Source organism: Pseudarthrobacter lactosi (assembly GCF_055412785.1).
Genome location: NZ_JBVAYS010000003.1, coordinates 35122 through 61913, shown reverse-complemented (window position 1 = coordinate 61913; position 26792 = coordinate 35122). Strand labels below are relative to the sequence as shown.

Here is a 26792-nt window from a genome sequence, read left to right as displayed (position 1 = left end):
ACGGAGGTCCCGGCTTTATGGGTGTCGGTGGCGGCTGGGATACTTAATCAATGGTCGATACCCAGAACGCCGCCCTTCTTTCCGCTTCCCCTGATTCACCGTCCGCCACAAAAAGCCAGGCCTTGGAGGTTCTCCGCGAACTTGTGGGGCATCCGGCGGCGGATTTCCACGACGGACAGTTTGAGGCGATTGAAGCGCTGGTCGACGGCGGCCGGCGGGCTTTGGTGGTCCAGCGCACTGGTTGGGGAAAATCGGCGGTGTACTTTGTGGCGTCCCTGCTCCTCCGGCGCCGCGGGGCCGGCCCCACCCTGATTGTTTCCCCGCTGCTCGCCCTGATGCGGGACCAGGTGGCAGCCGCCGCCCGCGCCGGAGTGCGTGCAGTGGCCATTAACTCCGCGAACCAGCTGGAATGGGACACCGTCCGGGAACAGCTCGCCAACGATGAAGTCGACGTGCTGCTGGTTTCGCCGGAACGGCTCACTAACCCGTCTTTCCGTGAAAACCAGCTGCCGGAGCTCATCCGGCGGACGGGTCTGCTGGTAATTGACGAGGCACACTGTATTTCGGACTGGGGCCACGACTTCCGGCCGGACTACCGCCGGATCGCTGACTTGATCACCCAGCTGCCGGAGTCTGTTCCCGTCCTGGCCACCACTGCCACGGCTAACTCGCGCGTGGTCCACGATATCGAGGAACAGTTGGGCGCGGGGGTCCTCACCATCCGCGGAACCCTTGGCCGTGATTCCCTGCGGCTGGGCGTACTCACACTCCCGAATTCCCGCGAACGGCTGGGCTGGCTGCTGACGCACCTGGCCGACCTGCCCGGCAGCGGCATTATTTACACGTTGACAGTTTCCGCCGCGGAGGACACCGCCCGGCTTCTCGCCGAAGCCGGGCACACCGTGCAGGCATACACCGGCAGGACCGATCCCGCGGACCGGGAGCGCGCCGAGCAGATGCTCAAGGACAACCAGGTCAAGGCGTTGGTGGCCACCTCGGCGCTCGGCATGGGCTTCGACAAACCGGATCTTGGTTTCGTCGTCCACCTCGGCGCGCCGTCCTCCCCGGTGGCTTACTACCAGCAGGTGGGCCGTGCGGGCCGTGGCGCGGCGAACGCAGATGTCCTGTTGCTGCCCGGTTCTGAAGACCGGGATATCTGGCAGTACTTCGCCACCGCTTCCATGCCCTCGGAGGAAAAAGCCACAGGGGTGCTGACGGCGTTGGCTGAGGCCGGCAGTGCCGTGTCAACGGTTGCGTTGGAGGCCAGGGTTGACCTCCGCCGCACTCCGCTGGAGCTGCTGCTGAAGGTCCTGGCCGTGGACGGCGCCGTGGAACGGGTCGGTGGCGGGTGGCGTTCCACCGGCCAGCCCTGGATCTACGACGCCGAGCGCTACCGCCGGATCGCCGAGGCCAGAGTGGATGAGCAGGACTCCATGGTGATCTATCAGGACACCGCAGGGTGCCGGATGGAATACATCACCTCGGTCCTCGATGACGAGACAGCGCACCCCTGCGGGAAGTGCGATAACTGCGCAGGCCGCTGGTTCCGGGCGGACATAGCCGCGGATGCCACGGCAGCGGCGGGCCAGACCCTCACCCGTGCCGGCGGTGTCCTGGAGGCACGGCTGCAGTGGCCCAGCGGCATGGACCGCCTGGGCGTGCCGGTCAAGGGCAAGATCAAGCCCGATGAAGGACTGGCCGATGGCCGTGTGCTGGCTAGGCTGACTGATCTCGGCTGGGGCGGGGCGCTGCGGGAACTCTTTGCTGCCGGCGCCGCGGACCGTCCAGTGGACCCGGCCATGTTGCAGGCCTGTGTCCAGGTCCTGCGGGAGTGGGCTACCGGTGACGGCCGGAACCCGGGCTGGAGCGGTGCAGGCCGGCCGGCCGCAATCGTCAGTATGCCCTCCCGCAGCAAGCCTGAACTGGTTCGGTCCCTTGCCCAGGGAATTTCGGAAATCGGCAGGATCCCCTACCTTGGCGAGCTGGGCCTGGGCCACGGCGGACCCACTGGAAGCCGCGGCGGCAACAGCGCCTACCGGCTGGCGGGCGTCTGGGACCGCGTGGTGGTGGGTCCGGAATTGGAGGCGGCCATGGCATCACTCCGTGGTCAAGGCGTGATGCTGATCGACGACCTCGTGGACAGCCGGTGGACCGTTACCGTTGCTGGACGTGCCCTGCGCCAGGCGGGGGCGGGGGCTGTTCTTCCGCTGGTGCTTGCCCAGGCCGGCTGACATGGGGATCACCGGATTGGGTGAGTTTCCGATCGGCGGATTGGTTGGCTTTTGCTCCGCCCGGCCGGCTGACCTCGGCGCCGGCCTGCCGGTGCAGTGACAGGCTGTCCGCCGTGCTGAAGAGCATCAGCAAGGCCATGGTGAGGAAGGCTCCGCGGAAGGGGCCCGCATCATCCGAGGGGAAGGCCGCCACGCCGTCGAAAATCCGGATCAGCAGGGCACCAACGGCGATGCCGGCACCTGCGGCGAGCTGCACCAAGGTGGCCGACACGGAATTGGCCGACGTCAGCTGGGCTGGCGCTATGTCCGCGTACTGCACCGACGCGTAGGCGGAGAAGCCGATGGAGCGGAAAGCCCCGCTGCAGACCAGCAAGGCGAAGGTCAGGGCCTGCGGCGTGTCGGGCGTGAGCAGGGCGCACAGGGCGAAGGTCACTGCCGAGGCCAGGGAGCCGAAGACCAGCATGGCCCGGAAACCGAAACGTCGGATGAGCGGCGTGGTGGCCGGCTTGATGCCAATATTGCCGATGAACACGGCCGCCACCATGATTCCTGCGTGCAGCGGTGACCAGCCGAAGCCGGTCTGGAACATCAGGGGCAGGAGGAACGGCACCGAAGAAATGGTCAGCCGGTAGACAAACCCGCCGGTGGCCATGGCCCGGAATGTCCGCGTTGAAAAAACACTGAGGTCGAACAGTGGGTTTTTGGTCCGCCTCATCCACAACACGGCGGCCGCGAGGGCACACGCGCCTGCCGCGGCGCTCAGTGCTGCCCATGGACCGTCGGGGTGTGCGGTTGCAAGTTCCAGGCCAACCACCAGGGCGCCCACGCCTGTGGTGGTGAGGAGCAGGCCCAGCCAGTCCAGCCGGCGAGTACTGTCTCCTGCGCCGGTTGGGACCAGCCTCAGTGCGGCGATGAAGGCGGCCGCGCCCAGTGGGAGATTGATGAGGAAGATCCAGTGCCACGACAAGTAAGTGGTCAAGGCGCCGCCCACCAGGGGCGCCAGTACTGGCGCCAGCAACGCGGGCCACACCAGGAAGGCCGTGGCGCGCAGGAGCTCCGATTTGGGTGTGCCGCGCAGTACCAGGAGGGTGCCCACCGGAACCATCATGGCCCCGCCTGCGCCCTGCAGGATCCGGCTTAGCGTCAACACGGTCAGGTCCGGGCTGACGGCGCACGCCAACGAGGCGAGCGTGAAGAGGGCAATCGCGGCGCAGAACACTTTGCGTGCCCCCACGCGTTCAGCAAGCCAGCCGCTGAGCGGGATGCCCATGGCCACGGTCATGAGGTAGGCCGTCATGGTGATGTTTACGTCGGCGGCTGGAACGCCAAAGTCGCTGGCGATGTTGGGGATGGCGGTGGTGAGGATGGTGCCGTCCAGGAACTCCATAAAGAACGTGGCAGCCACCAGTAGTGCCAGGCGGGGATTCCACGCCTGGCTTGTGCTGATCTCCGCGCCCGGGGAATTGCTAGCTGCCATTCCACCATCCTGCCACCGCTGGCGGGGGTGAAGCCTCGGGCGTCCGCACCCCGGACCGGCAGCCCGCCCGTCCCGCGCACCGCACTACGCCCGGTTTCCGCCCATGTAGGTAGCGCCAACTGTCGTTATGACGGCTCATAACGACAGTTGGCGCTACCTAGTTTGGGGTGGTGGCGTAGGGGAACGTGCCCTGGGAACGCAAAAGGCCCCGGTCCAGGACCGGGGCCAAACGCGGAGACGGGGGGATTTGAACCCCCGGTGGAGTTGTGCCCCACACTTCATTAGCAGTGAAGCCCATTCGGCCGCTCTGGCACGTCTCCAATGGCTATTACTAGCCCACCAAGGATACGCAGAACGGGGCACGCAGTGCAAAACGGCCATCGAACGCCTGTCTCAGGGCCGGCACATAGCCTTCGAGGCGCCGCTCGCCCGGCGAAAATACCTGGGCAGAACAGCCGAACCTGAGCAGAACAGCCGAACCTGAGCGGATCAACCGGAGCGGATCATCCTGATTTCGTGAAGGTCTTCCCACTCGGCAACCCGGTCTTCGGCCCCATCCGGAGCGAAACCCAGCCGTTCGTAGAATCCGATGGCCTTGGTATTGCCTGCCGCCACCCAGAGACTGGCGGGTGCCGTATCGAGTGCAGCCTCAAGCAGCCTGCGTCCAAGCCCCAGCCCCTGATGGGACTGAAGCAGATAGAGTCCCCACAGCTCCAGGCTCCCTGAAGCGGGAGGATCCTGACCAAGGTGCCCAGGCGGCACGGCGCGGGTTGCGGAGAACCCCACCACTGAGCCGTCCACACACGCCACCCAAGCCGCCGGCTCCGGGGCCAGCAGCAACTGGCACCACATCCCCAGCCGGTGGGCCGGTTTCAGGGCAGCCAGGAAGTCGTCGGACATCAAGCCACGGTACGTCTGCTGCCAGCACTGGGTGTGGACGTCGGCCAGTCTGACGGCGTCCGCCGCTGTGGCCCGCCGAACGTCCATAGCTGCCGCTATGGTCATCCGCCTGCCAGCGTCCGCCATAGGAAGTGCTGGCTGCGGGCCTGCAGGGCGGCGGCCTGCCGGTTGTCCGATGCCCCGGCGTGGCCGCCTTCGAGCGCCTCGTGGAACCAGACATTCGGGATGCCCATCGCCTGCATCCGGGCAGCCATCTTGCGGGCCTGGACCGGCCCCACCCTGTCATCCGACGTGGCCGTCCAGATGAACGTTTCGGGGTACTCCACGCCGTCCTTGAGCAGGTGGTACGGCGAGAAGGTCTTGATGTATTCCCATTCTGCCGCCACGTCCGGGTCACCATATTCGGCGATCCAGGAGTGCCCGGCCGAGAGCCTCGTGTAGCGCCTCATGTCCAGCAGCGGAACGCCGCAGGAGACAGCCCCGAAAAGTTCCGGGTACGTCGTGAGCATGTTGCCCACCAGCAGCCCGCCGTTGGACCCGCCCACGCAGCCAAGACGTTCCCGGGAGGTGACGCCGCGGTGGACGAGGTGCTGTGCCACGGCAGCGAAGTCCTCGAAGGCGCGGTGCCGGTTTTCCTTCAGCGCGGCCCGGTGCCAGGACGGCCCGTATTCGCCGCCGCCGCGGATGTTGGCCACCACGTAGACGCCGCCGCGGGAGTACGCTGCCTCGCCGGGCCCGTCAGCGCTGGCGGTCCGGCGCTCCAGCCACGCCCTGCCGACGGTTCCGCTGTACGCAGGGGTCCGGGATACCTCAAATCCGCCGTACCCGGAGAGCTGCGTCGGGTTCTGCCCGTCCAGGACCAGGTCCCGTGAGGCCACCTGGAAGTACGGGACCCGGGTGCCGTCCGCGGACACGGCGAAGTGCTGCTGCACCTCGTACTGGTCATCGTCAAAGAACGACGGCGACGCCTTCACCTCCGCATGATGGCTCACCACACCTGCGGCCGCCACAGCAGCCGTCACCCCGACAGTGCCCGCCTCGTCGCTGCTGCCGGATCCAGCGCGCTCCAGCGTTCCACGCATCAGTGTGCTGGGGGTGGTGAATCCGGTGGCGACCAGCCAGAAGTCGTCGCCGGCACCGCCGTCGGCCGGTCCTTCATCTTCGTCGTCCACCGCGTAGGCGTTGACGTCGTGCAGCGGCGGGCAGGCGTCCAGCAGCGAGGAAGCCCAGGCGCCCCGGTCGGCTGTGCCCCCGTTGGCTGTGCCCCCGCTGGTCGCGCCGCCGTCGGCCGTACTCCCGTCCGTTGCAGCGCCCGGCGCGGAAGGATCCAGCACCCGGATTTCGGACGAGACATCCCGCAGCAGGTTCAACAGCAGGAAATTCCGGGTCCAGCTCCACGACTGCAGCGATGTGTGTGCATCCGGGGCAAAGAGCACCAAGAGATCCCGTGACCCGGCAAGGTAGTCCTCGAACTTCGCGGCCAACAAGGAACCGGCGGGGTACGTTGTGCCGTCCAGGGACCAGTCCTGCTGCGGCCGGAACAGGAGCCACTCGCGGTGCGCGCTGAGGTTCACATCTGTCGGCGCGTCGATCTCGAGCCAGGCGTCGTCCCAGCGGACAAAGGTGCTGCGGTTGTAGAAATCGATGTAGTCCACAGCGAACGTGCGCTCGAAACCGGGAGTCGAATCATGCGCCACCACGGCCATCATGTGGTCCTCGGGCACCTCAAACAGCCGGGCAGCCGCAGAGAGGGTTTCGCCGCGCCGCAGGGTGACGGCCGTCCGGGCGTAGGAGGAGGCAGTCCGCGGCAGGTCCCCGGCTGTGGAAGCGACCAGCAGCGTGTCCGTGTCCAGCCACGAGACGTTCCCTTTCGCCGTCGGCAAGTCAAAACCGCCGCCGGCCGGGTCAACGAACGTGCGGGTCCCGACGTCGAACTCGCGGTAGCGGTTGGCGTCGCCGCCGTCGGGGGAGAGCGCCAGCAGCGCGAGGCGGTACGGTTCGCCGGCGGCCGGGCGGAGGAACGTGGCACCATGGAAGACCCATTCCTCACCTTCGGCGGCGGCGAGGGCATCCACATCCAGCAGGACATCCCAGTCGGGGGAGTCCGTCAGGTAGCTTTCCCAGGTGGTGCGGCGCCACAGCCCCTTGGGGTTCGCCTGGTCCTTCCAGAAGTTGTAGTACCACTCGCCGCGTTTGCCCACCATGGCGATCCGGTCCGTGGAGTCCAGCACCTCCAGGATGCGTCCTTCCAGGGCGGCGTAGTCGGCGTCCTCCAGGAGGTCCTCGGTGCGTGCGTTCTGCTCCCGGACCCAGGCAAGCGGCGCCTCGCCGTAGATTTCCTCCAGCCAGACGTTCTCATCAGTGGGTTCGGGGGCGGGCGATGAACCGGGCGCTTGATCAGCTGCTGTGGTGGTCATGCGCCCCATCCAAACAACAAATTCGCGCCGCAAGCAAGTCAAGTGCCTGGGGCGCATGCCGATACTCTGGATGCTTGGGTAAATCGAAGAGCATCCGGGCCGCCATCATCGGCGCCGGACCCCGGGGAACGAGTGTGCTGGAGCGTCTGCTCGCACACGCCGCCGCGTACGCCGCTGCCCACCCCGGCTCCGCAGTCCTCCATATAGACGTCGTCGACCCTTATCCCGCGGGCCCGGGGCATGTGTGGCAGCCCGGCCAGTCCCGGCTGTACCTCATGAACACCCAGTCCTTCTATCCCACGCTCATCCCTGAGGACCCCCGGCTGGCGCCACCTGTCGCGGGCACCACGTTCGAGCACTGGCGTGCCCGGCAGCAGCGTGAGCCGATGCCCGCCCTGACGCTGGACGAGCGGGCCGAACTGGCAGCCTTGGGATCGCGAGACTTCCCCAGCCGGGCCCTGTACGGCCGCTACCTGCGCTGCACGCTGGACGAGTTGACGGCAAGACTGCCCCACGGCGTCACCGTCAGTTTCCACGAAACCACCGCCGTGTCGGTGCACCCGTCGGGCGACGGGAGACCCCGGATGCCGGTAGAAAGCGCGCCGGGGACCGGCGCCCCGGATAAACGCACCCCGCATAAACGCACCCCGGACGAAGGTACTTCGGGGAACGTCACCCCGGGTGAGGCAACCCCAAATACCGAAACGTTCGACGTCGGACTGGCCGGCGGCGGTTCGCTCACGGTCGATTCCGTGGTCCTGGCCCTGGGGCACCTTGCGTCCCGGCTGAACCCGGAACAGCGTGAACTCCAGGCATCGGCCGGACAGCTGGGCCTGAGCTACTTCCCGCCGGCTGTCCCGGCGGACGTCGACTGGGCCGCGATCCCTGGCGGCGAACCGGTCCTGGTCCGGGGCATGGGGCTGAATTTCTTCGACGTGATGGGCCAGCTCACGGAGGGCCGCGGCGGAAAGTTCATCGACGCCGGAACCCGGCTTGAGTATCAGCCTTCCGGCCACGAGCCCCAGATTATTGCCGCCTCCCGCCGCGGCACCCCGTACCGGGCCAAGGCCGCATTGGCCGGCTACTACCCGGCGTCGGTCACCCTGCGGTACCTGACCGAGGCTGCGCTGGAGCGCTTCGCGGCTACCGGGATCCGGCCCGGGTTCGACCACGACCTCTGGCCACTGCTGCACCGCGACACCCTCTGGGCCTACTACTCCACCCTGGTGCGCTCGCAGCCGGCGGCAGTCCCCGACGCGTCCGAGTTCCTGGCCGCGCTGGATGAGGCGCTGCGCCCGCATGCCCACAGCGCCGCCAACTGGGAGGCCGCGGTGGAGAGCGTCCTGGCCGTGCACGTCGGGCCGCGGCACCGGCTCGATCTGCCGGGCCTCGCGTCTCCCCTCGCGGGCAGGTCCTTCGGATCGCGTGCCGAACTGGATGCCGCCGTCGTCGAGTACCTGCTCGATGACGCACGCCGCTCCGCCCTCGGCGAAGAGGACCCGGTCAAGATGGCCATCGGTGCCCTGCATCACGGGCGTGCGGTGCTGAAAACGGCAGTGGCCGACGGCGGCATCACCGATGAGTCCTGGGTGGCCGGCCTGCGTGGCTGGTTTGAGTCGTTTGTGGAGGGCCTGGCCAGCGGGCCACCTGCGCTGCGCGCTGAACAGCTGGCGGCCTTGGCGCGCGCCGGCGTGGTCAGCTTTGTGGGGCCAGACCCCCGGTTCAGCGTGGACCGCCGGACAGGCCGCTTTACGGCCATGTCACCTTGGGTGAGCGGTCCGCCGGTTGCGGCGAAGACCATGGTGGAAGCCCTCGCGCCGGCCAACCGCGTGTCCGCGAACGATTCACCGTTGCTGGAACAGCTCCTCGCCGACGGGATGGTGCGGCCCAGGCTGATGATGACGGCGGAAGGTGCGCCGGTGCAGGCCACCGGACTTGACGTTGCGCCGCACCCATACCGGCCTCTGGCGGCCAACGGCTCGGTCACGGACGGTCTGTATGTGCTGGGTCTGCAGCTCTCGGCCACCCAGTGGGGCACGGCCATCGCCGCGGAAGCGCTCCAACCGGGCGGCCCTGCATACGCCAGCGGGCAGCGGACCCTCCGCGACGCCGACGAAATCGCACAGGCGATCCTCGGACACTGACACCTGCCCCTGACTGCCGCGGACCCGGGACGGGCCGCGTCACATAGGCACGTCCCGCACCGAAATATTTGCCGGCCTCTTGCGCGTGCCGTGAGCCTGTGAGTCGCGTGACTTGACGTACGCCGTCCGGCGGGCCGCCGATGCTGCCCGTCCCTACCTTGCGTGTGGCGACTGTGTACCTGGTTGCGTCGTCGCGTGGCCAGCCGTGACCGCCGGTTACCTGCTGGCGTGTGCCAAGGATTGCGCCGCGTTGCGCCAGGTTCCCGCATGTTTCGGCGCGCGTCCCCGCATGTGGATCCGCGTCCGAAAGCGACGCCGCACGGATGCCCGTTACCCCGGATTTCCTGCCATTTCGCGCAGTTTCGCGCTGTGAACGCCACCCTTTTGCCGCCCGTTCTTCTCTGTTCTAGTGGTTGCCACAAGCCAGTCGGCCGGACCCGCATCACCGGTTCCACACCTCCAGCGCAGAAAGATTCAGCCATGAAATTCCGAAAGCCATCCGCACGAACCGCCCCCGCTGCAGGTGGGGCTGCCGGGAAGGCAGCAGGCACTGCGGCCGCCGTCGCCGCAGCCCTGGCGCTCTCGCTGGTGCTGACGGGTTGTGGCGGCGCAGCCACAGCCCAGTCCGGAGGCATCGGTGCCGGCGCCGAAGTGAAAACCGTCCGCTACCAGGGTTCGCCCAACACCGTGGCTTTGGTGGAAGTGGCGGAGGACCTCGGCTACCTGGGCGACGTCAAACTCGAGTGGGTCAGCAACACCACCAGCGGCCCGCAGAGCATCCAGTCCGTGGCCACCGACCAGACAGACATCGGGGGAGCGTTCACCGGTGCCGTCATCAAGCTCATCGAGGCCGGCGCTCCCGTCCAGGCCGTCATCAACTACTACGGCGAGGACAAGGAGACGTTCACCGGCTACTACGTGGAGGAAGGCAGTCCCATCAAGACGGCCCGGGACCTGATTGGCAAGAAGATCGCCGTGAATACCCTGGGCGCCCACCACGAGGCGGTTATCACCACTTACCTGAAGAACAGCGGGCTGACTCCGGAGGAGATCAAGCAGGTGCAGCTGGTGGTGGTTCCGCCGAACGACACCGAACTGGCCCTCCGCAAGAAACAGGTCGACGTCGGGACGCTCGGCGGAGTGCTCCAGGACAAGGCGCTCGCCGAAGGAGGCGTGCATGCCCTGTTCACCGACGTCGGGGTGATCGGCGGCCCCTTCGACGCCGGCCAGTACGTCCTCCGGAAGGACTTCCTGGCCAAGAACCCGGAAACCAGCCGCACGGTGGTCACAGGAATCGCCAAGGCCATCGAGTGGGAGCGCTCCACGCCGCGGGATCAGGTGATCGCCAAATTCGAGGAAATCATCGCCAAGCGCGGCCGCAACGAGAGCACGGAGACGCTGAAGTACTGGAAGAGCGTGGGAGTGGCCTCGCCGGGCGGCCGGATCCAGGACCAGGACTTCACCCGCTGGGCCGATTACCTGAAGTCTGCGGGCATCATCACCGGCGACCTGGACACCAAGAAGCTCTACACCAACGAGTTCAACCTGCTGGAAACCCCGGCACCGGCAGCAACCTCGAAAGGATAGAAGATGACACCCAAGATCAGTCTCAGAAACGTCACCAAGGAATTCACTGTCCGGCCGGGCAAAGGGGCGGGCAGGGACACGAGTACGGAACCCTCCGTCCTCACCGCCTTGGATGACCTCAGCCTGGACGTCGCCGCCGGTGAATTCCTCACCCTCGTAGGCCCCAGCGGCTCCGGCAAGACCACGCTCCTGGACCTGCTGGCCGGCCTTTCCCGCCCCACCTCGGGGAAGGTCCTGGTGGACGGCAAGGAAGTGACCGGGCCCGGCCAGGACAGGGCCGTTGTCTTCCAGCAATACGCGCTGTTCCCCTGGCGTACGGCGTCGGCCAACGTCTCCATCGGCCTCGAGAACACGGGCCTGTCCAAGAAGGAAAGGGCGGCGAAGGCCAGTGGGTTCCTCGACCTGGTGGGCCTTGCCGGGTTCGAGGACCGCTACCCGCACGAACTGTCCGGCGGTATGAAGCAGCGCGTGGCTATCGCCAGAAGCCTCGCCTATGAGCCGGACGTTCTGTTGATGGACGAGCCCTTCGCCGCCCTGGACGCCCAGACCCGTGAACAGCTCCAGGACGAGCTCCTCCGGATCTGGAAAGCCACGGGCAAAACCATCGTCTTCATCACCCACGGGATCGACGAGGCGGTCTACCTCGGCCAGCGGGTGGCGGTGCTCAGCGCCCGCCCCGGCAGGCTCAAGGAAATCGTGGACATCAACATCCCCGACCGCGACGGCGACGCGGACATCCGCTCGCATCCGGCCTTTGTGGAACACCGGCACCAGGTCTGGTCCCTGCTGCATGACGAAGTCCGCTTGGCCCAGAGCTCCGGCCACCGGAAGATCCTCCCGGACGGCACGGCCCCCGATGAACAACCCCTCGAAAGGAGTGCGGCCTGATGAGCACTGTGTTGACCCGACCGCAAGAGGCGGCTGCCGCCGTCGACCCTTCACTGCAGTCCGGTGTACCGCAGCCCGGACCGTCCGGTTCAGGGCGTGGACAACGCCCGACGCCGGCAGCCAGGTTGGGTGCCGCAGCCCGCCACGCGGGGCGGGCTGGCTGGAAATCGCTCGCCGTGGTCCTGTTCCTGGCGCTCTGGGAAGTGGGTCCGCTGTACCTGGCCAGCCCGGCCACTCGGGTGTTCCTCCCGCCGCTGCATGAGGTCCTGGCGGCCGGCGCCAAGCTCCTCGAGAACGGCCAGCTCCAAAGCCACCTGCAGGCCAGCCTGACCAGGTCGGCGTCCGGTTTCGGCATCGCCGTGGTGTCCGCCGTCGTCCTGGGACTCCTGATCGCCTGGTACGGCTGGCTGAATTCGTTCCTCAATCCGCTGCTGGAGCTCTTCCGCAACACGGCAACGCTGGCCCTGCTGCCGGTGTTCACCCTGCTGCTGGGCATCGGGGAGGAATCCAAGATCACCATCGTGGCCTACGCCGCATTCTTCCCCGTCCTGCTGAACACCATCGCCGGCGTCAGGACCGTGGACCCGCTGCTGATCCGGGCGGCGAAATCCCTGGGGCTGAACAGCTTCCGGCTCTTCCAGAAGGTGATCCTGCCGTCCGCGGTGCCCACCATCTTCACCGGCATCAGGATGGCCGGAACCTCGTCCATCCTGGTGCTCATCGCCGCCGAGATGGTGGGCGCCAAAGCCGGGCTCGGCTACCTGATCGTCAACGCGCAGAGCAGCTTCCTGATCCCGGACATGTACGCCGGCATCCTGACCGTCTCGGTGGTGGGCCTGCTGGTCAACACCGTACTCGTGGCACTGGAACGGCATTTCTCCCGCTGGCGTACCGCCGTCGGCTCCGACAGCTGACCGCTCAACCGGCACGCCTGAACCTCACCAACACCTACCTTCTGAACTGCAAAGGAAACACCATGACCGTCATCACCGAAACCAAACTCCAGTTCACCAAGCTCAGCTCGCGCATCGGCGCCGAGATCCGCGGCCTGGACCTCAGCGCTGACCTCTCACCGGACACCGTGGCGCAGCTCCGGGACGCCCTGAACACGCATAAGGCCCTGGTCTTCCGGGAAGCAAACATCCGCACTGACGAAGACCAGGTGCGCTTCGCCAGCCGCTTCGGTCCGCTCACCAAGGCCCACCCCACCGTGGCCTCCGTGGACGGCAAGCCCTCGGTCCTGCCGGTGGACAGCGAAAACGGCAGCGCCAACAACTGGCACACCGACGTCACGTTTGTGGTGAACCCGCCGCAGGCCTCCACCCTGCGCAGCATCACCCTGCCGGGTTACGGCGGGGAAACGCTGATCGCGTCCTCGGCCGGGGCCTACCAGGATCTGCCGGAGGAACTGCGGAACTTCGCCGACACCCTCTGGGCCATCCACACCAACGACTACGACTACTCCGTGCCCAAGAACCTCGAACACGCCAACGCCGACGAACGGCGCAAGGAGTTCACCAGGATCCATTTCGAATCCGCCCACCCCGTGGTCCGGGTCCACCCGCTGACCGGGGAGCGCGGATTGTTCATTGGGGGCTTCGCGCAGCGGCTGCGCATCGTCGGCCTGTCCAACACCGAGTCCAAGGACATCCTGCGCCTCCTGCAGGCCTACATCACCCGCCCGGAGAACGTGGTGCGCGTGAACTGGGAGCCGGACCAGCTGGTCCTGTTCGACAACCGCATCACGCAGCACTACGCACCGGACAACTACGACGGCCAGCCCCGCCAGCTGAACCGCGTCACCATCGCCGGTGACGTTCCCCGGGGTGTGGACGGACGCAGCAGCACCTCCATCAAGGGCGACTCGGCCGCCTACTCCGAGACCGTCGTCGTGCCCGAAACTTCCGGCCGCTCTGAAACTGCCGGACGCACCGAAACTGCTGGCCGCACTGAAACTGCCGGGGTGTCCGCGTGAGCGCCGGGCTTGGCGGCTCAAGGCAGCTGCACCTGAACGCCTTCCTGATGAGCACCGGCCACCACGAAGCCTCGTGGCGGCTGCCGGCGAGCAACAGCTTCGCCGGCACGGACGTGGCCCACTTCCAGCGGCTCGCCCAGACGGCAGAGCGCGGCAAGCTGGACTCGATCTTCTTCGCCGACTCCCCGATGCTGCACGGAAACGTTGCCCAGCGGCCTTACGGCAGCCTCGAACCCACCGTGTTGCTCGCCGCCATCGCGGCCGTCACGGAACGGATCGGGCTGATCGCCACCGCGTCCACAACCTACAACGAGCCCTACAACCTGGCGCGGCGCTTCGCCTCGGTGGACCACATCAGCGGCGGCAGGGCCGGGTGGAACGTGGTGACCACGGCGGGAGACGCGGCCGCCCGGAACTTCTCCCTCGCCGGCCAGCCCGCCCACTCGCAGCGGTACGAGCGGGCAGCGGAATTCCTGGATGTGGCCAAGAAGCTCTGGGACAGCTGGGAGGATGACGCCGTGGTGGCGGACAAGGGTGCCGGCGTCTGGGCGGACAGTTCACGCGTCCATCCGGTCAACCACCAGGGACCGCATTTCCAGGTAGAGGGCGGCCTGGATGTGCCCAGGTCCGTCCAGGGGCACCCGGTGATTGTCCAGGCAGGATCTTCGGAGAACGGCAAGGAGTTCGCGGCGCGGTACGCGGAGGCGGTCTTCACCGCGCACCAGACCCTGGCGGATGCCCAGGACTTTTACGCCGACCTGAAAAGACGGACGACGGCGGCAGGCCGGGACCCGCAGTCCATCAAGATCCTGCCGGGCATCGTTCCCGTCATCGGTGCCACGGAGGCCGAGGCCCTCAAGCTGGAGCGGGAGCTGGATGAGCTGATCCTGCCGGAGCACGCGGTGCGGCAGTTGGCCAACCTGCTGCGCGTCCCGCCGGAATCCCTGAAACTGGACGGCCAACTCCCCGCCGACCTCCCCGCGGAGGACGAAATTGAGGGTGCCAAGAGCCGTTACACCCTGGTTGTGAACCTCGCCCGCAGCGAACACTTGACCGTCCGGCAGCTCATCGGGCGGCTCGGCGGAGGGCGTGGGCACCGTACCTTCGCGGGAACACCGGAGCAGGTGGCCGATGCCATCCAGCATTGGTTCCAGTCGGGTGCCGCGGACGGCTTCAACATCATGCCGCCCGTGCTGCCCTCCGGCCTGGACATCTTTGTGGACCAGGTGGTTCCCATCCTCCAAGACCGCGGGCTGTTCCGGCGTGAGTACACCGGCCGTACGCTCCGCGAGCACTTTGGCCTGGCCGTCCCGGCCAATTCCTTTGCCGAGACCCGAGTACAAGTGCCGGACCGGGTCCCGCTGCCTGCTTAAACCAACGCGGGGTCACTTAATGCCCGAATTCCGCTCTGGAATGGGCGCGAAGTGACCCCGCGTTGGTTGTAGTGCGAAGCGGTTAGCCGCGCAGGCAGTGCTGGTACTGGATCCAGGCAACGCCGTAACGGATCCAGCCCAGGACGTCGTACCACCTGGTGGGCGGTACCGGTGCCGTGCAGACCGGCGGAACAGGTCCGCCGGCAACCTGGACAGCAGCCTTCACCACGGTGCCGGACTCGGCAGCCGTGAGCACCAAAGTTCCTGCCCCCGCAGCAGCTCCGGCAGGAACGGCGAGATTCACGGCGGCGGCGCCGGCCGACACCGGCACCGTGCCAAGATCCGTCACGGTCCCGGCACTGTCGGTAAACGCTGCTGCCAACGAGGTATTAACCGGGCTGCCCAGCGAGGTGAGGTCCAGTTTCGAAACCGCCAGAGTGATGGCGTCGCCTGCCTTGACCTCGGCGGCCGTGGTGTTCACCACGGCCACCGTCCGCCGGGCGAAGTCCGGCGACACGGGGTTATGCGCCTGCAGGTACGTGATCCAGGCGTCCCGGTCCACCAGCCCCGAATCCTTGGTCCCGGTTCCGTCCTTGAAGACCCGGAAGTTGTCGCCACCGGTGGCCAGGAAGCTGAACGTCCCGATCCGGTAGGACTTCGCCGGATCGATCAGGTCGCCGGCCACCCGGATCGAGGTGATCCGGTCACCGGCGGCACGCGTTGCATCGTAGGTGTAGTTCACGTTCTTGGACAGGCCCAGCTGCTGGTAGGCGCGGCTGGGGACCGTGCCGTCGGCGTTGGTCTGCCACTGCTGCTCCAGGAGCGCCTTGAACTGCGCGCCCGTCAGGGACGTGGTCCACAGGTTGTTCACAAACGGCAGGACCGAGTTGGCCTCCGCATACGTGATGGTGCCGTCCGGGGAGTAGTACAGCTCGTTGCGGAGGCCGCCGGGATTGACGACGCCGATTTCAGCGCCGCCCAGCTCGGCGGGCTGGAGCGACTCCAACAGTGAGTCGGCCACCAGGTTGCCCAGCGTCGATTCGCTGGCCCGGTCATCGCGCTTGGCGGGCCCGCCTGCGGGGTCAGCGGTGAAGGCCGTGGTGATATCTGCAGTCAGCGCCCCGACCGGCTGGTTGCCGATCGCGGCTGCGTCCGTCAGGGCCTTCTGAACGATGGCGTCAACCACCGCTACCCGCGGGTGGGCGGCTACCAGGCCTGCGGCGGCATCTGTGGTCCGTTTAACGTTCCCGGCCTTCGAAGCGGTGACTTCCTTGGTGGCCGTATCCACCGTGAGCTGGATCTGGCCGATGTTCTCGCCGTAGTTGCCGGTCTGGACAATCGGACGGGTCTTTCCCTCAGCACCGGGGACAGGGGCGTCCCAGGCGTATTCCTTGTGCGTGTGGCCGGTGAAGATCGCGTCCACCTCGGGCGAGGTTTCGGTGACCAGCTTCGCGAACGGGCCGCCGGCTGCCACTTCCTGCTCCAGGGTGGCGCCCTCGGGCGTCCCTGACCCGGCGCCGTCGTGGCTTTCCACGATAATCACGTCGGCGAGGTTCCCTGCCGTGATCTTGGCTGCCACGCGGTTGATGGCGTCAACGGGATCGCCGAACTCAAGATCGGCGATGCCGGCGGGCGTCACCAGGGACGGGACTTCCTGGGTGACAGTGCCGATGACGGCAACCTTCACGCCGTCCATGTCCAGCACCGTGTATTCCGGCAGGACCGGTTCGGTGGTTCCCTGCTTGTAGACGTTCGCCCCGAGCAGCGGGAACGTGGCGTTGGTGCCGCCCGCGATGACGCGGTCGCGCAGGTCCGCCCAGCCGCCGTCGAACTCGTGGTTGCCCACGGCGGAAGCGTCCAGCTCCAGCGCGTTCAGCACGTCGATAGTGGGCTGGTCCTTGGCAACAGCCGAGGCGAACAATGATGCGCCGATGTTGTCGCCCGCGGACAGGAAGGCTGTGGCCCCCGGTGCCGCGGCGCGCAGCTTCTCGATGGTGCCGGCGAACAGCACCGTGTTGGTGTCGATGCGGCCGTGGAAATCGTTGATGCCCAGGAAATTCAGCTCAACGCTCGCCGGCGTGACCGGGCCGGCCGGCAGGTCCAGGCCCACCACCACAGGATCGTGGTCGCTGGCACGGAACTGGTCCGGCGCATAGTAGCTGGTCACATTGTTGTTGTACCTGCTGTACTCCAGCGCCACGGACTCTACGGAGTTGATGTTCCAGATGTCCGCACCGGTGACCACTGCATCAGCGCCCGGGGAGGCCAGGATGTGGTCCAGCGAACCCACCAGGCCGCCGAAAAGGTAGGAGTGCTTCGCGGAGCCATCCGCGTTCTTCGCTTTTCCGTCCTGGTTGACATAGCCAGCGTCCGCGAAGGCGTTCATCGGGTCTTCCTGGGCGTAGGAGTTGAAGTCGCCGATCAGGAAAACCTTGTCCGTGCCCTTCGTTGCCTGCAGGCCGGTGGCGAAGTCCAGCAACGATTTGGCCTGGGCCGTGCGCGCCAGGTTGGAGGCGCCCTGGCCCTTGTCCGTGTCATCCGGCGTTGCTGCCGACCCCTTGGACTTGAAGTGGTTGGCGACGGCGATGAACTTCTTGTCATCCCCGGCGCCCACGGGCTTGAACACCTGCGCCAGCGGCTTGCGGGCGTTGGCGAAGGCGGCAGTGTCGTTGTGGATGACGGACTCGCCCACAGGTTCAGCAACGGCCTTCTTGAAAATGAACGCAGTGCGGATCATGTCTTCGTCAGCCAGCGGGGGAGCGTTGGCGGGTGTGCGCACGTAGTCCCAGATGCCGGGAGTCGCGATGTTGAGGGCGTCCACGAGTTTGGCCAGGGCGTCGTCGCGGTCCTTGCCGAACTGGGCGGAGTTTTCAATTTCCATCAGGGACACCACGTCGGCGCCGGACTTGGTGATCGCGGCCACGATCTTGGCCTGTTGGCGGAGGAAGTTCTCCGCGTTTGCGGCGCCGCGGGCGTCGCAGCCGCCCTGGACCGTGATGGGGTTGCCCTCGCGGTCCTTGTAGAAGGAACAGCCGGTGAGGGTGTCGCCCGTGGTGGGGAAGTAGTTCAGCACGTTGAAGGAGGCGATCTTCAGGTTGCCGCCCACGGCGGCCGGAGCCTCCGTACGGGTGGTGCCGAAGCTGGCCGGCTGGACCGTGCCCTTGTTGGCCTCGGTGAGCTGGGTCAGCGGCTGGAACTTCCAGGCGTTGTTGGTGTAGCTGAGCACCACGTTGGTTGCGAACGTCACCGGCGAGCCCACCCGGACCGGGTCCGTAGCGGTCAGATACGGCAGTACCTGGGCTTTGGTGCTGGCATCTTTGAGGAAATTGGTGGTGGAGCCGTCGTCGAGCTTAATGCCGCGGGCAGCGTTGTCAGCTACGGCGGCCTGGTATTCGGCAGAACCGTAGCGCGCGACGGCGGTGGGCTGCACCAGCGTGCTGGTCCCGCCCGAAAGGCCCAGTTCGCCGTACTGGTTCAGTGAGTAGTTGTCGGTGACGGTGACCGGCCCTTGCGGCGCCAGCAGCATGCCCTCGAGTGCCTCGCGGAAGGATTCGGCTGCCGGGAGCGTGAAGGCGGTGGCCTTCACTTCCGGCGCAGCGTCGGTGAGCTTGGTCAGCCCGGCGGGGTCCGCCACACTGAGCTGGGTCATGCCGAAGAACTCGGAAACCGTGCCGGTGACTTCCACGAAGTCGCCGATCTGCACGGACCCTGCGGTGGCAGGGGAGTAGACAAAAACAGCGTCCGACGCCGTGTGGCCGGCCGGGGTGAGGTCGCCGCCGGTGCCGGGGGTCTGGACGTAGTAGCCGGCGAAACCGCCGGTGGGGAAGGCCGCGGTGACTTTGCCGCGCGTTGTCACGGCAGTGCCGGCCAGCGGACTGGCCGTACCGGGGCCCTGTATTTCCGCAATCGTTTTGGTGCCGGGGACCGGGACCGGTGTTGGATCGGGGGCAGGTGTTGGATCGGGGTCAGGTGTTGGATCAGGATCCACGGTGCCCCCCGCCGCCGTCGGCGTGATGGCGGCGTTCAGCGTGAAGTCTGCCCGGTTGCTGTTGCTGTCCGTCCCGGCGCTGCGGTTCAGGCTCTTGACGTCGGTGTTGCCGGCGGGCGCCACGGCGGCCTGGGTTTCAAAGGTGTTCGAGGATCCGTAGCCGAGGAGGTCCGCCACCCCGGCGGGTTCAATAACCGAGCCGGTGGTGAGCGTGACGGCGGTGGCCTGTTTCGCCAGAATGACCGTGCCGGCGGAGCCGCTGAAGTTCAGGGAGGTCGCTACCAGGTCTGCGCCGGGGAGGTCCGCGCCGTTGGTGCCGTTGCTGCCGCCCTGGACCAGGTAGTGGCCCTTGGCCGGGATGGAGCCGGCGAGGGCAGCCACGCTGGTGGGCGCCGCGGTTCCAGTGCCTGACCGGTACTGGACCGACCAGCCGTCCAGGGAGACCGCGGCGTCGGAGCTGTTGTAGAGCTCAACGAACTTACTCTTGTACGCGGCGCCGGCACTGCCGCCGCTCAGGTAGGCCTCGTTGATCACAACGGGTGAAGTGCCGGCTGGAGCCGGGTCGATCGCGAAGGCGGGGACCGCAGCCAACGGAGTGGCGATAAGCCCCGCAGACAACACTGTTCCCAGCGCTAATTTCCAAGGTGAATGGTGCATCCGCTCTACTTTCATAGGGGTGTCCCTGTAGGGGACCCGATGGAGTGTGTCCGGGTTGTACCTACGGACAGTGGCCGGACTCCACGTTTGATCGAGTGGTGTCCGGCACAGCAAAGCAGCGCCGCATGAACGCAAGGTTGATGGTGAGTGCATTTGGCGAAACGTCCGTGGGGCAAAACAATACCGGCCGGTAGCTTCAATGGAAGCTGCCGGCCGGTATTTCTTCAAGGGAATTTACTTATGCGATGATCTTGAACAATGCCCCGGTGGGGTCGGTCAGGGTGGCGAGGCGCCCGAACGGGGAATCGTCCGGGCCGTCAATGACTGTGGCTCCGAGCGCAACGGCCTTCTCAACCGAGGCGTCGGCATCTTCGACGTTGAAGTAGATCTGCCAATTGGAGGGAACCTCGGCCGGCAGATAGCCGGAGGCGTCGATGATGCCGGCCTTGGCGGAGTCCCCGGCGCCCAGGGTGGTGTACCGGAAGTCCGGCGTATCGCTCATAACATCCGTGTCCCAGCCAAACACGTCCTGGTAGAACTTCACGGCGGCGTCGTAGTCCTTGGTGTGGAGCTCGTGCCAGGCGGCGGCGCCGGGCTCGGCTACGAGCTCATACCCCTTCATCTCGCGTGGCTGCCACACCCCGATTGCGGCACCGGCGGCGTCGCCGAAGATGGCCATGTGGCCCTGTTCCGGAACATCCATGGGCGGCATGTAGACCTGGCCGCCGTTGGCGGTGACGGCGGAGGCGGTGGCCTCGGCGTCGTCCGAGCGGAGATACGTGGACCAGACGTCAGGCATGCCGGCCTGGTCCGCGTCCTTCTGCATCAGCCCGGCCACGGTCTTGCCGTTCTTCCGCGCGGTGGTGTAGCCGCCGTACTTCTCCTCGTCGCCGGTCTCGTATTCCCAGCCAAAGAGTTCGCCGTAGAACTGGCGGGCCTGGGTGATGTCTGATGTCATCAGGTCGATCCAGCAGGGTGCGCCGGGGGTGATCTCGGGTGAAGGCATGGTGGGGCTCTTTCTGTTGATGGGTGGCAACAGGAACGACCCTATGTCCGGGCTCCGACAGTTTCAATGGTTCCGGTGTGGCCCATAAGCCGGTTAAACGAAGAACCCCGGCCCGCCACATGTGGCGTACCGGGGATCATTCGCGGAAGGTAAGAGATTCGAACTCTTGGTACGGGGTTACCGCACACTAGTTTTCAAGACTAGCTCCTTCGGCCGCTCGGACAACCTTCCCTAACGAGTAGTGTTTCATAGGCAGTTGGCTGCAACAAAACAGAGTCTGCCGTGCGTCCGGTGCACACTGGTTCTGGGGCACGAATCAGCTAGAAAACGGGAGTCCTCCATGAAAGCCGTCTACATTGCAGAACCCGGTGGTCCGGAGGTTCTGGAGGTCCGCGACGTGGACGCGCCGGTGCCCGGTCAGGGCGAGGTGCTGATCGACGTCGTCGCCGCCGGCCTGAACCGCGCAGACGTCCAGCAGCGGCGGGGCTTTTACCCACCGCCGCCGGGTGCCTCCGAGATCCCCGGACTGGAAGTTTCCGGCCGGATCGCCGGGTTCGGTCCTGGCGTCACCAAAGCGTTCTCCGTGGGTGACAAGGTGGTGGCCCTGCTGTCCGGCGGAGGCTATGCGGAGCAGGTAGCGGTGCCGGCAGAGCAGGTCCTGCGGATTCCCGACGGCGTTGATGTGGTCACCGCTGCGTCGCTGCCGGAAGTCGCCGCCACGGTCTACTCCAACCTGATCATGACGGCGCAGCTGCAGGCGGGCGAGACGGTCCTGATCCACGGCGCCACGGGCGGGATCGGCACCATGGCCATCCAGCTGGCCAAGGCATTCGGTGCCAGGGTGGCCACCACCGCAGGAACCGCGGAAAAGGTGGGGACCGCGAAGGCGTTCCTGGGCGCCGACATCGCCATCAACTACACCGAAGAGGACTTTCCGGACAGCCTGCGAAGGCAGAACGGGGGCAAGGGTGCCGACGTGATCCTCGATGTCGTGGGTGCCAAGTACCTGGCGCAGAACATTGATGCGCTCGCGGACTACGGCCGGCTCGTGGTCATCGGCCTGCAGGGCGGAGCGAAGGGGGAACTGGATCTTGGCCAGCTCCTGCGGAAGCGCGCGGCAGTGGTTGCCACGGCACTGAGGCCACGCCCGGTGGCGGAGAAGGGCGCCATCATGAACGCGGTGCGCGAATCCGTGTGGCCCCTCATTACGGACGGCCGGATCCGTCCCCTGGTGGCCAAGACTTTCCCGCTGGACCAGGCAGCGGCCGCGCACCGGTACTTCGACAGCGGCGACCATGTGGGCAAGATCCTGCTGGTCATGTAGGCGCGGTAGATACTGAGTATTGCTTTGCGGGGTGGACTTGGGCTAGCCTCACTCTATACGCGGTATGCACGGGTCTTGGGGGTCCGTGCATACCGACGCTCACGCCCCCGCTAGGAGCATCATGTCCATCCGCCACAGCCTCCTCGCCCTGCTGCAGGACCAGCCGCGTTACGGCTACCAGCTCAGGGTTGAGTTCGAGAACCGCACCGGGTCAACCTGGCCCCTGAACATCGGGCAGGTGTACACCACACTGGACAGGCTGGAACGCGACGGCCTGGTCAGCAACGATGGCAGCGACGGCGAAGGCCACGTGGTCTACAGCATCACCCACGCGGGCAAGGCGGAAGTGCAGAACTGGTTTGCCGCCCCCGTGGAACGCAACAACCCGCCACGGAACGAGCTGGCCATCAAACTGGCGCTCGCGGTCACGCTGCCCGGCGTGGATGTGCAGGCCATCATCCAGGCCCAGCGGGTGGCATCCATCCGGGCGCTGCAGGATTACACCAAGGCCCGCCGCGACACGGCCGCCAACCAACGGGCGGCTGATACGGCCTGGCTGCTGGTGCTGGACTCGCTGATCTTCCAAACGGAAGCGGAGGTCCGCTGGCTGGATCTTTGCGAGGCCCGGATGCTGCAGCAGGCACAGACCGCAGGCCACGCCACACCACGCAAATCGTCCAACGGGGTCACTGTGGAAGAGGCTGCCCCGCTCATCGCGGACAACCGCCGATGAGCGTCCTGGGACCGCAGCAGGTCCTGGAACTCGCCAAAGTCAGCAGGACGTTCGGTGAAGGCGCCACGGCGGTCGCCGCGTTGCGCGAGGTCGACCTCAGTATCAGGGCCGGCGAGTTCGTCGCAGTGATGGGTCCGTCAGGTTCCGGGAAATCCTCCCTCCTGGCGCTTGCCGGGGGACTTGACCGGCCGACGTCGGGCGGTGTCTTTGTCGAATCGACACCCCTGGGTGGGCTGGGACTTAACGAACTCGCCCGGCTGCGCCGCCGCGCCGTCGGCTACGTCTTCCAGGACTTCAACCTTGTCCCCACCCTGACCGCGGCCGAAAACGTGGCGCTGCCGCTGGAACTGGACGGGACGGCCAGCAGGAAGGCTCAACGGCAGGCGCTGGACGCGCTGCGTCAGGTGGGCATCCCGGAACTCGCGGACCGCTTTATGGACCAGATGTCCGGCGGACAGCAGCAGCGGGTGGCCATCGCGCGGGCCATCGTGGGTGACCGCCGGCTGATCCTGGCCGACGAACCTACCGGAGCCCTGGATTCCACCACCGGCCACGGCGTGATGGAAGTGCTCCGCGCACGTGCCGATGCCGGTGCGGCCGTGATGCTGGTGACCCATGAGGCCCGGCATGCCGCGTGGGCTGACCGGGTGGTTTTCCTCCGGGACGGGCGGATCGTGGACCAGGCGGCCGCCATGCATGATCCAGCCATGCTGTTGGCGCAGGCCGGATACTGACGTGGCGCTGGACCTGAAGCCGGCGCCCGGCGGGCGCCGGCAGGCTTTCCGCGTCGCGGTGCGGATGGCGCGGCGCGATATCCGCCGCCACAAAGGGCGTTCCCTCCTGATCATCCTGCTGATCATGCTTCCCGTGGCCGCAATGACCGGGGCATTCACCCTGGTCCAGAGCACCCAGGAAAGCGCCGCCGAGCGCGTGCAGTACCAGCTCGGCACCACCCAGGCTCGTTTCCGGCCCATGCCCATGGCCAACGGGGTCATGGTCCAGGACCCTGTCGAAGAGCTGCAGATAACCACCAGCGACTGGGACAGCAACCCTGACTTCACACCGATCGATCCGCGGGACGCGATTCCGGCCGGCTACGACGTGCTCACAGAATCCACCCTGGACCTCACCGCCGAGTCGGGTGCTGCGGAAGTGCCTGTGGTGGGGCGGGCGGTGGACGCGCTGGCCCCTGCATTTGCCGGAAAATACACGCTGCTGGACGGCAGGGCCCCCGGGACTGATGCCGAGATGCTTGTGTCGCCCGGACTGCTGAAACGCTTCGGGCTGGGTTTGGGGGAGGAACTGTCGACGTCGGCCGGGACGTTTGTTGCGGTCGGAACAGTCCGCGATGCGGGATATTCGGACAGCAACTCCACCGCCTACCTCAAGCCGGGCCAGGGCAGCGTGGGCGCTCCGGCGCCGCCAGCCTCAACCAGCCCGGTCCCAACCGAGCAGGCCATCAAGGCCACCATGTATTACCTGGTGGGTACCGATCCGGTGACCTGGAGCCAGGTGCTGGCGGCCAACGCCGTGGGTGTCACCGTGCTGTCCAGGTCCGTGGTGCTTCAGCCGCCACCTCAATCGGAGCGGGGGGCGGACGGCGCAGGGACGTCGTCGAGCGCGTCGCTGCCGTTCGCAACCTACGCGGCCGGGGCGCTCCTGGGTGCCCTGGCATTGCTGGAGGTGGGGCTGCTGGCGGGAGCCGCGTTTGCCGTGGGCGCCAAGGGGCAGGTTCGGGAATTGGCCCTGCTCGCCGCGACGGGGGCCGAAAGCCCGACAATCCGCTCGGTGGTGATGGCGGCTGGCCTGTGGCTCGGCGGGCTTGGCGTAGCGGCCGGCGCTGCGGTGGGACTGGCCTCGGCCGCGGGGGTGGTGATCATTGCACGGCTGAACGGGTCCGTCAGATTCCCAGGCTTCCATCCGGACGCTTTGTTGACGGTCCTGGTGATGAGTATGGGCTTTGTGGCGTGCCTGCTTGCTGCCTTGGCCCCGGCTCGGCAGGTGGCGCGCCAGGCCGTTCTGGGCGCGCTCAAATCGGGGCGTGCACCCACGCCGGCAGGCAAAGCGTCAACAGTGGTGGGTGCCGTCCTGCTGGGCGTGGCCGCCGCGGCATTGGCCGCCGGCACGGGGCTTGCCGTCAGCAGCGAAGACCCGGACGTGTTCAGCTCAAGGACGCAGGTGATTGCCTCGTTTCTGTTGGGCGGCGCCGTACTGGGCGTTGCATCCCTGGTTCTGCTGACCGGCAAGATGGTGGCCCTCCTTGCCAAGCGTGCAGGGCGCCTTCCCCTTGCTGCGCGCATGGCCGCCCGGGACTCTTCCCGCAACCGCAGCCGGACTGTACCCGCGGTTGCCGCCGTTCTTGCCGCTGCAACCCTGGCCAGTGCCGGCATGGTGCTGGCCGCCAGCCAGCAGGCGAACGAGCAACGGAACCACAACTGGTCCGGTTTGCCGAACCAGGCGGTCCTCCCGTTGTCCGTGTGGCAACCCCTGCTGGCTGACGGGACAATGCCGGATCCGCTACGGATTGAGCCCGCTGCGGTGGTGTCCGCCCTCAATGAAGCAGTGGACACTGTCGAATGGACGGGTGTGCTGCGCACGGCCGCCATCCGGAACTGCGAAACGCGGCCGGACCTGGTGGGCGCGTCGCCCGCCCAGACGCCGGCGTCGAGCTGCCTGCAGTATTCGCTGGCCACACCGGATGGCAACGCGTGTCCCGTGACGGCCGGCGGGCGTGTCCTGGATCCGGAGGACTGGCGCTGCCAGGGGCCAATGCGCCCGTATGAGTCCCAGGGAAGGGCCGACTCGATGGTGGTCGGGACTGCCGATGACGTCGAAAGGCTGTTTGGAACGGTCCCGACGGCGGAAGCACGCGATGTGCTGGCGGCCGGCGGAATGGTAGTCAGCAATCCCGTGTTCGTCCGCGACGGGCAGGCATCGCTGGTGGCGCGGGACGTCCGCAAGCCCGCGCGCGCCGACCCCGCCACAGGCGCCTTCCAGGGCTACGAGGAGACGGCGCGGACGGACGTGGCCGCGGCCGTTCTGGAGCCGTCCGTCAACGTGCCTTACTACGGAGTGGTATCGCCGGAAGCTGCCGCGGCGGCCGGCATGCGGGTGGATGACAGCGCTCTGCTGGTCCAGTTCAGCGCCTACCCGGATGCCACCCAGGCAGACAAAATGACAGCAGCACTCGCCGGCCTTTACAACGACCGCTTCGGGACCCCGCATGTGGAGCGCGGAGCGGAGCGGGACGCCTCGCTGGTCCTCTGGTCCATCGTGGGCCTGGGCGCGCTGATCACCCTTAGCGCGGCCGGAATCACCACGGGCCTGTCTATGGCGGACTCGCGGAAGGACCACGTGACCCTTGCCGGCGTGGGCGCTGCCCCGCGGTTGCGGAAGGCGTTAGCGGGTTCGCAGGCCCTGATGACGGCGGGTCTCGGAACTGTGTTGGGAAGTGTTGCCGGGATAGTGCCCGCCGTGCTGCTGGTGACCGCAACCGGGATGGCGCGGACCGCCGTCGTGCCCTGGCTCCAGCTCTTGGCGCTGCTGCTGGCGGTACCGCTCACCGGCGCGGCCTTGGCATGGCTGTTCACCCGGGCGAGGCTTCCGGTGTCCCGCCGGGAGGTGGGGACCTGAGCGGTTTGCGGCGGCTACTGAGTGAGGGCGTGCCGTAATTAGGTCACACAGTTGGGTCTTTTTGATTGGGCCCAACGGGCCTACCGTGGGGCTTAGGACGCCGTCCGTCCTGGGCGGCCGAAGTACGGAGGGACCTCTTATGACAACACATGTTGCCGATTGCAGTGTTACCCGTTGCTCGTTTAATGACCATGAAGGCTGTACGGCCCACGCCATCACTGTTGGCGGGAGCAAAGACCACGCCAGCTGCGCCACGTTCATCGATACCGGCACACACGGCGGGCTGCCCAAGGTCCTGGCAGATGTCGGAGCATGCCAGCGCTCCGAGTGCGTCCACAACGACCACCTGATGTGCAACGCCCCCGAAGTCCATGTGGGCCCCGGCGCTGACAACGCGGACTGCCTCACTTACGCACACGCGTAATCACGCAGGGGCAGCTACAGCTCCCGCCCGGGTCA

At 66.8% G+C, this 26792-nt stretch carries 17 protein-coding genes and 2 tRNA genes; 12 read left to right on the top strand and 7 right to left on the bottom strand.

What is annotated here, in order from left to right; genetic code table 11:
- The first annotated feature begins 50 nt into the window (after positions 1-50).
- Entirely contained in the window at positions 51-2231 is a 2181-nt protein-coding gene (locus ACZY0Q_RS13750; protein ID WP_463917663.1) for a RecQ family ATP-dependent DNA helicase, read from the top strand.
- Here the strand turns inward: ACZY0Q_RS13750 and ACZY0Q_RS13745 are convergent.
- The 4 genes from ACZY0Q_RS13745 to ACZY0Q_RS13730 all read right to left on the bottom strand — a co-directional run bounded on the left by ACZY0Q_RS13745 (position 2155) and on the right by ACZY0Q_RS13730 (position 7025).
- Positions 2155-3708 carry an MFS transporter gene (locus ACZY0Q_RS13745; protein ID WP_463917661.1) on the bottom strand — a complete coding sequence of 518 codons (1554 nt, stop codon included), beginning with the start codon at positions 3706-3708 and terminating at the stop codon, positions 2155-2157. The two genes, ACZY0Q_RS13750 and ACZY0Q_RS13745, sit on opposite strands and share 77 nt — an antisense overlap.
- A 232-nt stretch (positions 3709-3940) precedes the next feature.
- Positions 3941-4028: transfer RNA gene (locus ACZY0Q_RS13740), tRNA-Ser, on the bottom strand.
- Between the two features lie 169 nt (positions 4029-4197).
- On the bottom strand, positions 4198-4695 hold the full coding sequence (locus ACZY0Q_RS13735; RefSeq protein WP_463917659.1) for an N-acetyltransferase family protein: 498 nt from the start codon (positions 4693-4695) through the stop codon (positions 4198-4200).
- Positions 4696-4709: 14 nt separating this feature from the next.
- Positions 4710-7025: a prolyl oligopeptidase family serine peptidase gene (locus ACZY0Q_RS13730; protein WP_463917657.1), complete on the bottom strand. Its 2316-nt coding sequence runs from the start codon at positions 7023-7025 to the stop codon at positions 4710-4712.
- 74 nt (positions 7026-7099) lie between these two features.
- Here ACZY0Q_RS13730 and ACZY0Q_RS13725 point away from each other — a divergent pair, with 74 nt between their 5' ends.
- The 6 genes from ACZY0Q_RS13725 to ACZY0Q_RS13700 all read left to right on the top strand — a co-directional run bounded on the left by ACZY0Q_RS13725 (position 7100) and on the right by ACZY0Q_RS13700 (position 14992).
- Positions 7100-9169 (top strand): FAD/NAD(P)-binding protein, encoded by a 2070-nt coding sequence (locus ACZY0Q_RS13725; protein WP_463917655.1) that lies wholly within the window; start codon positions 7100-7102, stop codon positions 9167-9169.
- Positions 9170-9649: 480 nt separating this feature from the next.
- Entirely contained in the window at positions 9650-10756 is a 1107-nt protein-coding gene (locus tag ACZY0Q_RS13720; RefSeq protein ID WP_463917654.1) for an ABC transporter substrate-binding protein, read from the top strand.
- 3 nt (positions 10757-10759) lie between these two features.
- A complete protein-coding gene (locus ACZY0Q_RS13715) occupies positions 10760-11644 on the top strand; it encodes an ABC transporter ATP-binding protein (protein WP_463917652.1) in 885 nt (294 codons plus the stop codon).
- Positions 11644-12558, top strand: a complete 915-nt coding sequence (locus tag ACZY0Q_RS13710) for an ABC transporter permease (RefSeq protein WP_463917650.1) — start codon at positions 11644-11646, stop codon at positions 12556-12558. The genes ACZY0Q_RS13715 and ACZY0Q_RS13710 overlap by 1 nt, the downstream gene beginning before the upstream one ends.
- A gap of 62 nt (positions 12559-12620) precedes the next feature.
- Positions 12621-13619: a TauD/TfdA dioxygenase family protein gene (locus tag ACZY0Q_RS13705; protein WP_463917648.1), complete on the top strand. Its 999-nt coding sequence runs from the start codon at positions 12621-12623 to the stop codon at positions 13617-13619.
- Entirely contained in the window at positions 13616-14992 is a 1377-nt protein-coding gene (locus tag ACZY0Q_RS13700; protein ID WP_463917647.1) for an LLM class flavin-dependent oxidoreductase, read from the top strand. Before ACZY0Q_RS13705 ends, ACZY0Q_RS13700 begins: the two co-directional genes overlap by 4 nt.
- Before the next feature lie 82 nt (positions 14993-15074).
- Here ACZY0Q_RS13700 and ACZY0Q_RS13695 read toward each other — a convergent pair whose 3' ends face one another.
- From ACZY0Q_RS13695 to ACZY0Q_RS13685, 3 genes are all read right to left on the bottom strand, one after another.
- Positions 15075-19637: an ExeM/NucH family extracellular endonuclease gene (locus ACZY0Q_RS13695; RefSeq protein WP_463917645.1), complete on the bottom strand. Its 4563-nt coding sequence runs from the start codon at positions 19635-19637 to the stop codon at positions 15075-15077.
- A gap of 238 nt (positions 19638-19875) precedes the next feature.
- On the bottom strand, positions 19876-20643 hold the full coding sequence (locus ACZY0Q_RS13690) for a VOC family protein (RefSeq protein WP_463917643.1): 768 nt from the start codon (positions 20641-20643) through the stop codon (positions 19876-19878).
- 143 nt (positions 20644-20786) lie between these two features.
- Positions 20787-20874, bottom strand: a tRNA-Ser gene (locus tag ACZY0Q_RS13685).
- A 109-nt stretch (positions 20875-20983) separates the two neighbouring features.
- On the opposite strand from ACZY0Q_RS13685, the gene ACZY0Q_RS13680 reads away from it, so the two are divergent.
- The 5 genes from ACZY0Q_RS13680 (at position 20984) to ACZY0Q_RS13660 (ending at position 26757) form a co-directional block, all read left to right on the top strand.
- Positions 20984-21967: an NAD(P)H-quinone oxidoreductase gene (locus ACZY0Q_RS13680; RefSeq protein ID WP_463917641.1), complete on the top strand. Its 984-nt coding sequence runs from the start codon at positions 20984-20986 to the stop codon at positions 21965-21967.
- 121 nt (positions 21968-22088) lie between these two features.
- On the top strand, positions 22089-22700 hold the full coding sequence (locus ACZY0Q_RS13675) for a PadR family transcriptional regulator (protein ID WP_463917639.1): 612 nt from the start codon (positions 22089-22091) through the stop codon (positions 22698-22700).
- Positions 22697-23434 (top strand): ABC transporter ATP-binding protein, encoded by a 738-nt coding sequence (locus tag ACZY0Q_RS13670; protein WP_463917637.1) that lies wholly within the window; start codon positions 22697-22699, stop codon positions 23432-23434. The genes ACZY0Q_RS13675 and ACZY0Q_RS13670 overlap by 4 nt, the downstream gene beginning before the upstream one ends.
- Position 23435: 1 nt before the next feature.
- A complete protein-coding gene (locus tag ACZY0Q_RS13665) occupies positions 23436-26333 on the top strand; it encodes a hypothetical protein (protein ID WP_463917635.1) in 2898 nt (965 codons plus the stop codon).
- 139 nt (positions 26334-26472) lie between these two features.
- Positions 26473-26757: a DUF1540 domain-containing protein gene (locus ACZY0Q_RS13660; RefSeq protein WP_111907293.1), complete on the top strand. Its 285-nt coding sequence runs from the start codon at positions 26473-26475 to the stop codon at positions 26755-26757.
- Positions 26758-26792 lie beyond the last annotated feature (35 nt).